The organism is Enterococcus sp. DIV0756 (genome assembly GCF_051710745.1).
Lineage (GTDB): Bacteria > Bacillota > Bacilli > Lactobacillales > Enterococcaceae > Enterococcus_A.
Genome location: NZ_JBIOLF010000002.1, coordinates 247,191 through 261,182 on the forward strand (window position 1 = coordinate 247,191; position 13,992 = coordinate 261,182).

The window sequence follows — 13,992 nt, forward strand, 5'->3', positions numbered from 1 at the left end:
TTCCTTTCTATGAACTTATTTTGATACAGACCATTTTTTTCGACGCACATATAGCATACCAATCGAACAAATCGTCAAAGCACCTAGAAGGATGACTATGATCGGTACCCATTTAGGGTAAGTAATTGTATAAGTCGCCTCTTCATTGATTTTCTTTGCTTGTTCTTCACCAATGGTAAATTCTTCTTTCCATGTCCAATTTTTTTTGTCAGAATGAGCTTTCATAGATAAGACATAGGTTCCTGGAGCAATCGGGTCCAATCCCCAATTGGTGTCAAAATGAAATTGTGAGTTAGGTGCCATCCGCATGCTGTTGGTCTTTCTCATCCTCAAGACCTCCTCGTTCCCTTTTCTGCGAAGCTTTGTTTCAACAGTCAAATTTTTCAAAATTTTTGGCTCTGGATTTTGGAATGTTGATTGGATGACTCGCTTGCCACGATTAACCGTTGGCTTTACCTTTAACAGATTGAGAGATGCCCCGTTGTCTATTTCTATTTCTTCCTCTTCAGTAACAATTAATCCTATTCGATAACCGTATGCAGAAGACAGACCTTCCTTATTCTCCTTATCATTATTATCATGACTAATGGCACAGATAGCTGCCATTTTTACTCCAGTAAATGGCTCTACAGGTGTGTGAATCTTGATTGTCACTTCTTTAGTTTCCAAATTTTTTACTGTAACTTTCTTTGACGAAACAGAGGACATTTCTTCAAGTGAGTTCATTAGTGATTTGTCACGTTTAAACTCAGTTCCGTTATAATCAATCGCTCCGTTTCCATTTGTGAAAGCATCCTTCACACTAATACTAACTGTCCGTGATTCTTTGATTGTACTTTTCACCCTTAGAGTAATAGCTTGTATTTTACCTGGCTCCACTCTGATAAAATAATAACCTTTAGAGGGATCAATCTGTGTATCCGTCAACACAGGTTCTACAGTAAAACCAACACCACTAGTAGAAGTGCTTGATCTAGGATTTATGTCTTTTCTACCGATTTGACCGCTTTCCTCTCCAAAAACAGTCATAGGAAACAGTAAGCCAAAAATTGTTAATAAAAGAAGAAATAAATTGGTGACTATGAAAAGACTTCTTTTAGAATTATTTTCAATTAATCCATTCATAATAGGGCTCCTTAACTAATGAAAGAGAAGAGAATAAGCCTCCCCTCTCTTTCAAGTCATAATTATACTAAATCATCCAATGTCCAAGTAACTGTACCTGTAAACTGTTTACCTGCTTGAGAACTAACAGAAGTAATGTTCATTTCAACACTATCTAGCGGCAAGGCAAAATATCCTCGAGTTCCAGCATCACTTGTCGTTGCTAATGTATCTGAAGTCGTTCCATCTAGAGGCAGTACAACAGGCGTTCTAGTAACTGTTGGCTGTGAAGCGTAGTCTGACCCTAATTGAGGTTGTGTCGGATCGAGAGAACTCGGTCCCCACTCTTTAATTGCACCAGTTGAACCAATCCGGATATCACCGTTAGTGATAATTGAACTATTGTCTGTAGCAGTAAGATTAGATGCTTTTGCAGAAAGTTCCCAATCTGTTGGGTCACTCACAGCACGATCATCGCGAAGCATCGCATATTCAGCCCCATTCAAATCACCTGTTAATGCTGTAAGAGTACCACCGGCTGTATTCGAAGCACCAAAGTTCATAACTTCTGGAACATGTTGTAAAGATAGAATTCCATCTCCAGTCCCAGGTGGTTCTGTGTAATTTCTAAACCCTACTGTTACATCAGAATTCTCATTTCCTGCATTAGCCGCAAATACCCCAACACTCCCTAGCGTAACTGCTCCTAATGTGGCCACGCTAGCTAAACTTACTAACATCTTTCCTTTTAAACTCTTCATTTGTTTCTCTCTCCTTTTTTTCTTATATTTCTAAACAGAAAACTATTTTTCTGGTTTAGCATTGCTCAAAAGTCTGTTATAATTACTGACTGATGTTTACATTTCTATATGATAATCTGCTCAAGTTCCTATTATTAGCTATAATGGGAAATTTTTTTGGGGCTTTTCAAAACAAGCTTTGTAACAGATGTTGACGGCTTTTTGACGACATAACGACTTATTTCGGATCACTAATAACTACTCTCCAGTTGTTCAATAGCCTTTCTCTTTTCACATAAAAATGAATTAGTATAAATATCTAGAGTTAGTTTGACAGAACTATGTCCTAATAAAGCACTGACCGTAGTTATATTAATTCCGGATTCTAGACAACGCGTCGCAAAAGTATGCCTTAATGCATGAAACGGTAAATCACCTACATCACTGTTCTTTTTTACCTTTTCAAAGCGATACCGTACTGATCTTGGATCAATAGGCATTCCACGATTTCCTTCAAAAATAAATTGACTTTTAGACTCTCTTTTTTGTTTTTTTAATAATCTAATTAATCGCTTTGTTAGAGGAATAACACGGATACTGGCAGAGGTTTTTGGCGTCGTGAATATCAATTGCGTCTTATCTCCTTGTTTGACTCGTTGAACGATATGTTCAATAGAGATAGTCTGATTATCCCAATCAATATTTCTCCAGGTAAGTCCAAGAATTTCACTAATTCGCATACCCGTATCCAGTGCCATCACTATAGGAAGTTCTTTGGTTGTTTGACAAAAACGTTCGATGCATTCCTGTTCTTTTCTTGAAAAAGATCGAACGTCACTTTTCATTTGCTTGGGCAAAATAACTTCCTTTAATGGGCTTTTATATAGTAGTTCTTTATCTAGCGCCGCCTTAATTCCCTGCTTAAATACTCGAAAAACTGCATGTACTGAGTTGGCACTTATCCTTTTTGAAAGTTTTAACAACCATTGTTGGATTATTTCACCTGTAAGTTTATTCAATTGAGTATCCTGAAAATAGGGAATGATGTGATTTATCATTTTGCTTTCATAACTCTGATAAGTTGTTTGTTTTACTTGCGCCCTCTTCTGATCAAGCCAATAATTGAACCATTCGTTTACCATTTGTCCAGAAGCATGATGTTTGCCAAAAGTTTGATAGTACTTTCTATAAGCGAGCCTATTTTCAAAAAGAAGCTTTTTTGCTTCTTGATATTTTCGATGATAGATATAGCCATAAATAATTTTTCCATCTGGTCTACGATCTCTGATGTATCTGCCCTCCCAACGACCATCTTTACGCTTATATAAATTATCTCCAATTCTTGCCATAAAACTCTTCCTTTCCTGACGGCGAAATTGACGCTTTTCTGATTTAAATTTTTGGTGAAACACAGAATTAGAATGTCTACATCTACTTTAAAAATAAGCAGAAATTACCAATCACGAACATAAAATATTTTAATTTATTAAAAATAGATTGATTAACCAAATAAATTAAGTTAAAATACAAAGTAACTGATAATCATTTTTGTGGTATCACTATTTTTCTATTATTTAAGTTATTGATTTATCACAAATCAGCAATTTCTTTAACAACAACTTCCTGTTCTAGCTAATAACAGGAAAAAAATCTTCTACAATAAAAAATGTCCTCCCTTTTGCTATATGAAAACTTTAGCAAAAAGGAGGACTATTCTATTTTTTTTGTAAAAAATCATCTGTTAATTGTCAATTTTAACACTCAATTAGAGTTAATTCTAACAAGAATTTGTTTTCGCTCCATTTATAATCCATTTCTCCATTATACTTTTCTACTATTTTTTTTATACTTGTCATTCCAATACCATGTGTCAAATTAACTTTTTTTCTCGTAGATAGACTTTTATGTTTTCCATCCGTACTATTTTCACACATCAGTAGCATACATCCTTTCTTCAATTCCAAATTAAGATGAATAAATCGTTCATGATTACAATGTTCGCATGCTTCTATTGCATTATCCAATACATTTCCCACTAAAGATATAATGTCATTTTCAGCAATTTCAATAGTCGGCGGAAGATTAATTTCGAAAATACATTTAATTTGTTGGTCCTGTGCCTTCGTATATTTGTGACCGATAAATAAGTTTAATGGCTGATAGGATGTAAAATAAAAATTTTCAATACTTGTTAATTCTGAAAGATACGCTCCTAACTGCGTCCTGGCTTGAGAAATATTTTCTTCTCTTAAATACCCTTCCAAATTCAACAGTTGGTTTTTCATGTCGTGCTTAATGATTCTAACTTCATTGTGGTAATTATCGATTTTTCGATAATACTCTTCCATTAACAAATGTTTTTGTCCATTTAGCTGCAATTCATAATTTTCTCTAGCGGTTGTCTCTACATGCTTGAAATAGAAGTAAAAAAGAATAATTAAGACAAGAAAACGCAAAACAAGAAAAAGATTTGTTTCATATAAAAAATCCCCAGCCATTGTTATACACAATAGTGTAATGCTTAAATGCAAAATAATTGTTTTCGTTGTTAAATAATTAATTTTTCCGCCATCCTTTCTCCTTATGTAGATAACAAGGAAAAACACAATAAAATTCCCCATTTCTCCTGCATGCCAATCTGTTTGAACAATTCGAGTTGCTCCATCAGCTCCATAAACTAGATTTAGAAGTATCCATAGTATTGCTTCACTCATTAATTGAAAATATAAAAGCATCCCCGATACAAATATTTTCTTTTTCCACGTATCAGCATAATAGGCCATATTAATGATTAGATAAATGATCATTAACAGATCTAACAATAATTTTCGTTTCGTCCCAGGCCCTAATGGTGTTATTAATCCATTAATCTCTGCGTAAATATATGTGCTAATGAACAGTATTAAAAATACTGCTTGTTTATTCACTTTTGATTTTAAAGTCAAAAAATAGCTTGTTAGAAGATAGTAGTTTAAAGAATACAATGTTGTATAAAGGAAGCTAGAATAGAGGATTTCTTTAAACATGGTTATCACCACTAGAAAAAGAAACTATTTCATATCTAAGATGAAATTTTCGGAATTTATGATGAAAATGTTTTTGATACTTTCTGCTAATCGGAAACGAAGCATTGCTTCTCATAATCACTTTTTTACTTTCGATTTTATGTAAATAATCTAAATTAATCAGATAAGATTTATGAATCCGAACAAACAACTCAGAGGATATTTGGTTTTCTACTCTATCTAATACATCATAGTATTCATAGATCACATTATTTTTTGAATGTACTCTAATTTTTCTTCCAGCACTTTCAAAATATTCAATTTGAGAGAAAGGTAGCGTATAAATCTGCTTTCGGATAGCAAATTGAAAAATAGTCATCTTTCTTTCTAAATAATTGTAGGCTGAGTTAAGTATATTAAAAACACTCTTCTGATCAATTGGTTTCATCAAATAATGAAAAGCAAACACATCAAAAGCTTTAGGCATTTTTTCTTCATGGCATGTTATAAAAATAATCAGCGCATCCACGTCTTCCTCCCGTATCTTCTTCGCGACACTGATACCATCGATTCCTTCCATTTCAATATCAAGAAAATAAAGTTGAATACTCTTTTTTTTCTTTCTTAAATGGGTCAATAATTCCTCTCCAGAAAGAAAAATCTCGCTAACATAATTATTATTCTTATCTATAAAGAAATGATCAATATTTTTTTTCATTTGCTGACAAAATAATTTGTCATCATCACAGATAGCGATATTCATTTCATCTTCTCCAATCACTCTTTTTATCATAAGAATATCACATGATTTTAGTAATATTAATAGTTATTTTCTAATTCGGTTTATTTTTTTAGTGATAATATGTACATCAATATATTTTCGATCCTAATTTTTAAAGAAATAATGATTAATTTGTTAAAATAGCCTGTTCTCACATTTATGTTTACTGAAGAAGATAATAATAAATTTTGACTTATTTTACATTGGCCACATTGAAATAAACTCAATGTTATCAACCATTCATTTAACCAAAACAGAAGATTTATGCATCTTTCTTTACTAAAAAAATCAATGTCTTTACTCCAAAAATAATTCTTGTAAAACGAATTCACCTTACACAACTAAAAAAGTAAGAATTACAATCTTAAATCCTTTATGTATAATCCATTTCTTTGAAAATTTTGCATTATACTACAAATACGTAGGAATCTCAAATTGCAATTTGACACGTACCCCCTCCAATTTAACCACTTTTGACTAAAAAAAGGCGTATTTTGCCTCAAAAGGAGTCAAATTAGGGGGGGGAGTGGTTAATTTCAAATTCGCACTTTTTTGAAAAATCGACTATCTTATAGACACCGGCCGGGACAGAATCACAAACATGGATATCCGTACAACTTTGTCAGTTCTTCTTGCTTCAGAAAGATTATACTAGTTTCACTTGTGTGCTTAGTAAAACTGTAGGCATAACGTAGACATGTACAAGAATCTTCTGAATTTTTATGTCAGGAAAAATTGGGAATTAAAAATAAATTAGGAGGAATCACTATGATTCAAAAGATTGGCAATAAATTACAAGTACAAATCGATACTGGCGAAGACAAACTAAGCAAGGTGACGTTCCAAAATGTCATCGATGAACCAACGGAAGAAGCCGTTTTGGAATTGGGGGATATCTTGACGGCACTTTCACCTGAAGACAGCAACTTAGACGGCGTGATCCTAACCAGTCAATCACGTTATACCAAATAAGGAGGTGCAGCTAGATGAAAAAGAAATTAGTGACCGTATTTAGAAACAGCCTAGGCAAGAAACAGACCTGGAGTTTGATTAATCCTGATACAAAAAAATCGCCTCTTGAAATCCGAGCCCTATTGGAACGCTTGACTCGGGTAAAACTCTTTCATAAAGATGGCGCAGACTTATTCCACACGGTAGAAAGTGCCAAGTACGTCGAAACGATTGAAACCGTGATTTTTGATACGACACAAGAACAACCGTAAAAGAATAATTTGAGGAGTCGCGGTAGATGTACCGCCCTCCTCTACTAAAGTTACATTACAGACAAAACAAGGAGGAGAAATCCATGAATGAGCAACTGTTGACATGCGACCAAGCATTTTCACTAAAACCAGAAACATTAGAAAGACGCATCATGGAGTATTACCAAGAATCACAAAATAGCAGTGTAACCATCAAATATATCTTAGCGCTACGTGTCCGCTTTAAACTTGGCGCGCAAGAGTTCGCCCACATTCTGGAGGATCTTGTCCGCTACTTATTTATGAACACCAAAGCGACACGTACGATGAAACGGTTCTTTTACTTTTTTGAGGATTACTTTCAAGCGCCTGAGTGGAAACGACTGAAACTACGTGTCTTCCCCATAAGAAACTTTGGCGAAAAAGTCTTCTCTGTTGTCCGTTCCCTTATCTCAACTGTCCGTCCCGAAGAAACAACCGAAACTTGAAAATGAACAACGAATAACCCTGCGCAAAAAATACAGAAAGGAACGATTCTATGAGTACTGAAACGACAGATTTAGTCGCCTTATTTTCGAAAAATGACGGTGGAAGACATACCTGGCGTTACAAAAATGTGGACACCAGCTTGCCGGCAGAAGAAATCAAAGAAGCTTGCGAACTATTAACCACACTCGACCTGTTCGAACAAGATGGCGTAAAACTATTTGATTCCGCCCTATCGGCCAAGTTTGTGACCACGATTGAAACATTGATCTTTGATTTGGAACATGCGCCGGAAGAAATGATTCCAGAAATCGCCCCACCGATGGAAGCAACCTGTGAAGAGGTTGGCTGTTTTGAGGTTAGCGATGAATCAGAAAAAACAGGAAACGATCTAGCTACCAAAGTACCTAGTATCCCCCCTAGCACAATCCAACCACGCGGGCGTCACTATGATCGATTGACGCGGATTGAAATCGAGGATGCGACAGAAATAAACCTTAATAAAGACTCGCTTCCACCCAATAAAAATGACCCATCGGTGGAAATCATTGTTTGCGACCGTCAAAGACAGCAAGCTGATACTCATCGATCAACTGACATTCAAGACACAAAGGAACGTAAAGGCCTGTTCCATCGGCTTTTCAGAAGAAGAAGTCGAAACAAAGACGCGCCAGAGAGCACCCCACGAGAATAAACAATTATAGCTAAATCCTGTCAATTATGCGTAGGAAAGCAGAATTCTCGGCCCCTACGATCACAGTCACAGGGAATAGCTAGCTTGGCAAGCGCCAAGGTACTATCGAGTGAACTAGACGCAGAATTAATTAAAATGACACCTGGTAATTACTATTGTGATAGTAAAAAAATTGGGTTTGTGTTCCCAGCTTTTTTTCTGGGGATTACCGAGGATAGTAGAAAACTTTATAAGAGAATTAGAATTTGCTCATACAACTGTCTATGTTTTTTCTGTAGTTACCTGCGCTGGGTTACCTGGAGCACCTTTGGAATTTCTGGATAATAGTTTAAAAAGAAAATCTCAAAAATTGTCCTATGGGAAAGTGATCCATACAGTCGCAAATAATATTATGGAATACGATTTGAATAAGAAAAATATGAATGAAAAACTTTTGAAGATGAAAAGACTATCTCTTGAGTTCAGTAAAGATATAAAAAAAAGTGAGAAAACTTCAATCGGAAGAATTTTACCACATCACTATGCATTTCATTGGTTGTATTTAAATCATCGAGTAGATAAAGATGAAAATTTTTTAGTTACAAAAACATGTACCGGATGTGGAACTTGTTCGAAAATTTGTCCGTTAAATAACATTGTGTTGGAAAATGGAACCCCATCCTTTAGAGGACATTGTGATGTCTGTGTAGCTTGTATGCAATGGTGTCCTCAGAAAGCAATTCATGGCAATAAACGTGTAAAAAATAGAACACAATTCCATAATCCAGATATCAGATTATCGGAGATGTTTTATCGTAAAAAGAGTACAATTAATTAAGAAAATTCAAATTAAGCAGTCTAGCAAGTCTAAAAGCTCTGGTTTTATGCTCCAGAATGTTCTATTATATGAAAACAATTCATAAAAACTCATATTCTTACAACCTTAACAAAATAAAAACCAATGAACAAGATATTTTTTATAGTAGTTATGAGAATTCTCCTCTTTTTGAGTGTATACACAGAGAAATTAATTGATTAAGAGCAACTAATTATGAAATTGGCTCAACTCGGCATAGTTGCCACCTCCTGTAGGTCTAAATATCTTCGTGCATCCTTGGTTATATAAAAGAATAAATCAATGAAACACGTATAAAAGAAATTTTTTTCTCACGAAAATTAATCTTTGGTGGCGGGGTAATTTTCCATCAATTTGAGTGGCTCACTTTTCTACGAGGAAACGGCTTACAAACTTCGTCGTATAAATGCAATTTTTATTTGTAAACCTAGTAATTGAAAATTACTTCACTAATTAGTTAGAAATACCCTCTATAATCTTTTAAATTTCCTATAAAAATTAAGTACGCAAAAAAGATCATTGAAAAACGATTAACGTTTCTCAATGATCTTTTTTATTTTCTGTAAGCTCTCTATTTTGAAAGTATACCTGCGGATTAAGCTTTATTCTCCTGTTGAAGCGCCTTTAATCCAGCCATATTAAGCAGATTCCACGGCGTATCAAACTCTGGTTGGAAGAAGAAGTCTGCATAAGCCAACTGCTCGATCGTAAATTTCGTTTGAATCGCGATTGAAATTGCATTAATATTCGCGGTTAAATCCTTTTTCGACATGATTTGCGCTCCTAAGATTGCATAGGTTTCTGGATCATAAACCAATTTGAACAGCATCCGTTCCTTCATATTTGCCGGAACAAAGTCCATCAACGTGTCTTGGTCTAGCAAAACAGATTTGGTCTTAATTTCTAGCCGCTCTGCCATCTGATCATTCAAGCCAGTCGAGGCAAATTTGTAATCAAACACCCGCAACGCAGATGAACCCTGGACTCCTGGGAATGGATAGTTGGCTTCCTCTAAATTTTTCACGGCATAACGTCCTTGACGTCGCGCATTTGTCGCAAGCGCAATATTGACGCTCGTTTGTCCAGGATTGTATTGAATTAACGTCGCATCACCAACCGCAAAGACATCCTCTGCGCTTGTCCGCATATAGTCATCGGTTTTGATCATGCCATTTGGATGCATGTCCACAGCATCTTTTAACCAAGCCGTATTTGGTCTAACACCAGCAGACATAACGACTAACTCAGCAGAATATTCACCTTTATCCGTCACGACTTTGCTGACTTTTCCATCCTCACCGACAAATTCAACGACTTTTTCTTCCATTGCCAAATTCATGCCGTTATTCGTCATTTCTTTTTCAAGGATATCGGTGAATTCTTGATCAAGATACACACCTAATGGTCGAGTGATGATATCTACAAGCGTGACCTTCTTCCCAGCTTTCGCAAAGGCTTCTGCTGCTTCGATACCGATATAGCCACCACCTACAACGACAACATTTTGAATAGCTGGATCAACAGAATGCAGCTTCAAATCGATTGTGTCTTGACGGCCACGCATCGTTTCAATGTTTTTCAGATCATGACCAGGAACTGGTAGGATAAATGGATTTGCTCCTGGGCTTAAAATCAATTTATCATAGGTTTCTGTTCGAGTCTGACCGCTAACATGGTCGAGTACTTCAACTTCGTGCCTGTCAGGTATCACTTTAGCAATTTCAGTATTGGTAAAAACGCGAACCCCGCGTTGTTCCATCTCTTCGGCTGTCATGTAACGAATTGAATTTACGTCTTTCACGACTCCTTCGAGATACATTTGCGTGCCTCATCCCATAAATGAGATAAAGTCACCTTTTTCGTACCATTGAATTTCCGCTTTGGGATGAGTCAATAGTAACTCTTCGACCGCTTCATAGCCGCCGTGTGAAGATCCTAATACAATAACCTTCATCAAAAATCCCTCCTGTATAATTTATTTGATACACCTATATTGTAGCGTACACCTCGTAGATAAAGACATATTTTAGCTCACGACCTAGCAAAAGAAACAGCTTCTATCCAACCTAAGGCTCTGAAACGTAAAAAAAGATAAACCTGTTACGATTACTCGCGTAGGTATATCTTTTAATGATTATTTACTATGCAATTTATGCCAGCGTTGAATGGTCTGTGTTAATAATTTTTTTAAAACAGGCGCTAATAGCAAGTAGAAGACCACGTTCCCGACGGCATGCATGGTATCAACAGGAATTCCGGCTAGATAATAAGGGAGAAAAGCTGAAATTCCTAAAAAAGGCGCCTGAATCGCAGAAATAAAAAAACCAAACAATAGTCCTGTAAGTCCTGCATAGAGTGCCTGTATCAAAATACTCTGCCTAAATTTAGGCACTTTTTTGAGCAAGCCTGTTAGTAGGATAATGATAAAATAGGTGCTCACTTGAGCGATCGTCCAAACACCCATTCCCATATAAAAATTCGTGATTAGAATAGATAGTAGACTGACCAACAGTCCTTGGTACGTTCCCCAATAAATGGTAATAATTAATAATATAGCGGTAACGGGTTGTACATTGACAATAAATTGAAAAAATGTCCGACTAACCACACATAGAGCGACTAACATAGACAACAAACTTAATTCTTTTACTCCCAGCGAAAATGCAGAATAAATGGTTCGACTAGAATTGTTCAAGTTTGAACACCACTCGATCGTCTTTTTTTAGCGTGACTTCCTTGGCTCCTTTGTTTACTTGTTCATCATTGATTGTAAAGACCCAATATTTATTGCTTTTCGCATCCTGTGCGTGTCCATCAAGCGAAGTAATCATTCCATCGTCATCTTCAACCGAATAGTTTTCTTTTAAAACATCAAATAATTTCTGATCCTTTTTAAAAGTGATTTCCTTTTTAGACAGCTCCTTATCACCATCTAATAAAGTAATCGTCGCCTTTTCCTCCGAACGTTCAGTACTTGTAACTTGTTCTTTTGCTGCACTGCTATCGGTAGACTCTCCTTGTTTCGAGTTGCAGCCGCTAAATAATATTACACTTAAAAATAGTGCTAAAAACAAATTTCTTTTCTTCATTCTTCTATCCCCTTTAGTTTTATTCATAAAAAAAGCCCCAAAAACAATGGGGGCTCAAAAAACTTTTGAAACAAACGCCCCTGATATTGCTTGTTCGAATCAATCCACACTAGTATCTGACTTTGCAACATGCATTACAGTAGAAAGAGGGACTGTAAAGGAATCTCACCTTTTTCCTAGTTGTTGATTGAAGGATATTCACTTTTTAAACTCTGATTGTTTCGTTCTAGCAGTTTATTTTAATCTATTCAAATAGTTTTTCCGCTAAAAAAAAATCTAATGATTAAAAAATCCAACTGCTATATTCAAAATAACAGATATCCATAATAAAATAAATACTATTGAAACAATCTATACATGTCGTAGAGGACAAAACAAATAAATAATACTAAATAGAAAAAAATTGCGTTTAGAATCACAACAAAATCTAAAATGCGTTCACGCTGTAACAGCGTGAACGATCGTGAGTACGCTAGATATTTTCACGGCATTTATTTGCGAAAATGTCTGATTCGTATTGTTGTAGTTTCCGAAAAAATCTACAACACAGAAAAACCTCCATGATTTTTCAATCCCAGAGGTTGATTGCATTTCTTATTTACATTCTACTATTGTGGTTATCAAAATTTTTTATAACAATGTAGCAATATACAACAGGATAGCTGAAGCAACGAATAAAATTACAAAAATTTTCGATCCTACCTTTAACCATTTAGAAAAGTTGATTTCAGCAATCGCTAATCCTGCTAACAAAACTCCCCCAGTTGGGGAAATTAAATTCATTAAGCCATTACCGAACTGATTACTTAAAACGACAACATCTCGATTAATATGAACCAGATCAGCAAGTGGTGCCATAACAGGCATCGTTAACGCTGCTGCACCAGATGAGGAAGGTACAAAGAAAGTCACAATCACTTGAGCAACTAATAAAATAGCTGAAAACATGAATTTCGGCAAGCCGCCTAACAAATTGGCTAAACTGTTCAAGATCGTATCTATAATCATTCCGTTTTCTAAAATGACTAATACGCCACGAGCAAGACCGATAATTACCGCTGCATAGGCAAAGTCAGCACAGCCTTCAACAAAAGCTTCTGCTATCTGCTTTTGGTTAAATCTAGCTACAATTCCAGCATATAAGCCCATTCCTACAAACAATGCCGAGATTTCGACCATATACCAGCCCTGAGAAATAATTCCCCAGATCATAATCATCAATCCAACAATAAATCCACCAATGATCCATTTATCACTCATACTAAATGGCTTATCAACTTCAAAGTTTTGAAATTTGTGCTTCACTCTTTGATCATTCCTATAAACAATGGAAGATTCAGGATTTGCCTTAACTTTTTTCGCATAATGCATCGTAAAAATGATCGAGATCGCTGTTATGACTGCCCAGCAAATTACTCGATAAATTAACAGCGGATTTCCGTGGACATCCGCTACTCCTTGGGCAATCAAAACATTGAAGGGATTGATCGTTGAACCAATATAACCCGCCTGAGTACCCAAAAAGAGAATCAAAATCGCTGTCATAGAATCAAATCCTAGTGAAAACATTAGTGAAACAAAAATAGCAAATAGTGGGATAACTTCTTCACTCATACCAAAAGTCGAGCCCCCTAGGCTGAACAGGATCATGGAAAGTGGAATCACCAGGATCCCTTTATCACCCAAAGATTGAGCCATGGTAAATAATCCCCTGTCCACCGCTCCTGTTTTTAAAATAATTCCAAAAGCGCCACCAACAATCAAGACAAACGCCACCACTTCTACTGCATTGATCACACCAGCAGCTGGCGCCTCTAATATGGCTCCAATCCCTTGTCCATAGCCGGCCTTATCAATTTGATGGTAAGTTCCTGGGACAACCGTTGTTTTTTCCATTCCATTAATCGTTTCTACGATTGTTTTAAACTGACCACTTGGAATAAACCATGTTAACAGAGCTGCAACAATAATCAAAAGGAAGATCAAGGTATAGCTATGGGGAAAAACAAACTTCTTTTTCTTAAGTTCCATCTAGTTTAACACTCCTTATATCGTA

The 13,992-nt window shown here is 35.8% G+C and carries 14 protein-coding genes; 5 read left to right on the forward strand and 9 right to left on the reverse strand.

The genetic code is table 11. From position 1 onward, the window contains the following. Positions 1-15: 15 nt before the first annotated feature. The 5 genes from IGI44_RS17595 to IGI44_RS17615 all read right to left on the reverse strand — a co-directional run bounded on the left by IGI44_RS17595 (position 16) and on the right by IGI44_RS17615 (position 5,612). Entirely contained in the window at positions 16-1,125 is a 1,110-nt protein-coding gene (locus tag IGI44_RS17595; RefSeq protein ID WP_438789243.1) for a DUF916 and DUF3324 domain-containing protein, read from the reverse strand. Between the two features lie 62 nt (positions 1,126-1,187). Next, a complete protein-coding gene (locus IGI44_RS17600; protein ID WP_438789244.1) occupies positions 1,188-1,865 on the reverse strand; it encodes a WxL domain-containing protein in 678 nt (225 codons plus the stop codon). A gap of 230 nt (positions 1,866-2,095) precedes the next feature. Continuing rightward, positions 2,096-3,193, reverse strand: coding sequence for a tyrosine-type recombinase/integrase (locus tag IGI44_RS17605; RefSeq protein ID WP_438789245.1), 1,098 nt, complete (start codon positions 3,191-3,193; stop codon positions 2,096-2,098). A gap of 405 nt (positions 3,194-3,598) precedes the next feature. Beyond that, on the reverse strand, positions 3,599-4,870 hold the full coding sequence (locus IGI44_RS17610) for a sensor histidine kinase (protein ID WP_438789246.1): 1,272 nt from the start codon (positions 4,868-4,870) through the stop codon (positions 3,599-3,601). Further along, positions 4,863-5,612: a LytR/AlgR family response regulator transcription factor gene (locus tag IGI44_RS17615; protein ID WP_438789247.1), complete on the reverse strand. Its 750-nt coding sequence runs from the start codon at positions 5,610-5,612 to the stop codon at positions 4,863-4,865. Before IGI44_RS17615 ends, IGI44_RS17610 begins: the two co-directional genes overlap by 8 nt. Before the next feature lie 786 nt (positions 5,613-6,398). Here IGI44_RS17615 and IGI44_RS17620 point away from each other — a divergent pair. From IGI44_RS17620 to IGI44_RS17640, 5 genes are all read left to right on the forward strand, one after another. After that, positions 6,399-6,602 carry a hypothetical protein gene (locus IGI44_RS17620; protein ID WP_048719264.1) on the forward strand — a complete coding sequence of 68 codons (204 nt, stop codon included), beginning with the start codon at positions 6,399-6,401 and terminating at the stop codon, positions 6,600-6,602. Positions 6,603-6,616: 14 nt separating this feature from the next. Further along, the gene (locus tag IGI44_RS17625) at positions 6,617-6,853 is read left to right on the forward strand and encodes a DUF2922 family protein (protein ID WP_438786624.1); all 237 of its coding nucleotides are present in this window, start codon (positions 6,617-6,619) and stop codon (positions 6,851-6,853) included. Between the two features lie 83 nt (positions 6,854-6,936). After that, on the forward strand, positions 6,937-7,320 hold the full coding sequence (locus IGI44_RS17630) for a hypothetical protein (protein ID WP_438789248.1): 384 nt from the start codon (positions 6,937-6,939) through the stop codon (positions 7,318-7,320). Positions 7,321-7,370: 50 nt separating this feature from the next. After that, positions 7,371-8,012, forward strand: a complete 642-nt coding sequence (locus tag IGI44_RS17635) for a DUF2922 family protein (RefSeq protein WP_438789249.1) — start codon at positions 7,371-7,373, stop codon at positions 8,010-8,012. Positions 8,013-8,169: 157 nt separating this feature from the next. Continuing rightward, positions 8,170-8,829: an EFR1 family ferrodoxin gene (locus IGI44_RS17640; RefSeq protein WP_438789250.1), complete on the forward strand. Its 660-nt coding sequence runs from the start codon at positions 8,170-8,172 to the stop codon at positions 8,827-8,829. 613 nt (positions 8,830-9,442) lie between these two features. Here the strand turns inward: IGI44_RS17640 and IGI44_RS17645 are convergent. The 4 genes from IGI44_RS17645 to IGI44_RS17660 all read right to left on the reverse strand — a co-directional run bounded on the left by IGI44_RS17645 (position 9,443) and on the right by IGI44_RS17660 (position 13,967). Next, positions 9,443-10,801 carry an FAD-dependent oxidoreductase gene (locus IGI44_RS17645; RefSeq protein ID WP_438789251.1) on the reverse strand — a complete coding sequence of 453 codons (1,359 nt, stop codon included), beginning with the start codon at positions 10,799-10,801 and terminating at the stop codon, positions 9,443-9,445. A 180-nt stretch (positions 10,802-10,981) separates the two neighbouring features. After that, positions 10,982-11,542 (reverse strand): ECF transporter S component, encoded by a 561-nt coding sequence (locus tag IGI44_RS17650; RefSeq protein WP_438789252.1) that lies wholly within the window; start codon positions 11,540-11,542, stop codon positions 10,982-10,984. Further along, positions 11,529-11,936, reverse strand: coding sequence for a DUF4430 domain-containing protein (locus tag IGI44_RS17655; protein WP_438789253.1), 408 nt, complete (start codon positions 11,934-11,936; stop codon positions 11,529-11,531). Before IGI44_RS17655 ends, IGI44_RS17650 begins: the two co-directional genes overlap by 14 nt. Positions 11,937-12,566: 630 nt before the next feature. Continuing rightward, positions 12,567-13,967: a YfcC family protein gene (locus IGI44_RS17660; protein WP_438789254.1), complete on the reverse strand. Its 1,401-nt coding sequence runs from the start codon at positions 13,965-13,967 to the stop codon at positions 12,567-12,569. Positions 13,968-13,992: the final 25 nt, after the last annotated feature.

Coding starts and splice junctions, on each gene's coding strand:
- IGI44_RS17605 (WP_438789245.1), bottom strand. CDS start 3,193: ATGGCAAGAATTGGAGATAATTTATATAAGCGTAAAGATGGTCGTTGG.
- IGI44_RS17655 (WP_438789253.1), bottom strand. CDS start 11,936: ATGAAGAAAAGAAATTTGTTTTTAGCACTATTTTTAAGTGTAATATTA.
- IGI44_RS17595 (WP_438789243.1), bottom strand. CDS start 1,125: ATGAATGGATTAATTGAAAATAATTCTAAAAGAAGTCTTTTCATAGTC.
- IGI44_RS17630 (WP_438789248.1), top strand. CDS start 6,937: ATGAATGAGCAACTGTTGACATGCGACCAAGCATTTTCACTAAAACCA.
- IGI44_RS17620 (WP_048719264.1), top strand. CDS start 6,399: ATGATTCAAAAGATTGGCAATAAATTACAAGTACAAATCGATACTGGC.
- IGI44_RS17600 (WP_438789244.1), bottom strand. CDS start 1,865: ATGAAGAGTTTAAAAGGAAAGATGTTAGTAAGTTTAGCTAGCGTGGCC.
- IGI44_RS17625 (WP_438786624.1), top strand. CDS start 6,617: ATGAAAAAGAAATTAGTGACCGTATTTAGAAACAGCCTAGGCAAGAAA.
- IGI44_RS17615 (WP_438789247.1), bottom strand. CDS start 5,612: ATGAATATCGCTATCTGTGATGATGACAAATTATTTTGTCAGCAAATG.
- IGI44_RS17610 (WP_438789246.1), bottom strand. CDS start 4,870: ATGTTTAAAGAAATCCTCTATTCTAGCTTCCTTTATACAACATTGTAT.
- IGI44_RS17660 (WP_438789254.1), bottom strand. CDS start 13,967: ATGGAACTTAAGAAAAAGAAGTTTGTTTTTCCCCATAGCTATACCTTG.
- IGI44_RS17635 (WP_438789249.1), top strand. CDS start 7,371: ATGAGTACTGAAACGACAGATTTAGTCGCCTTATTTTCGAAAAATGAC.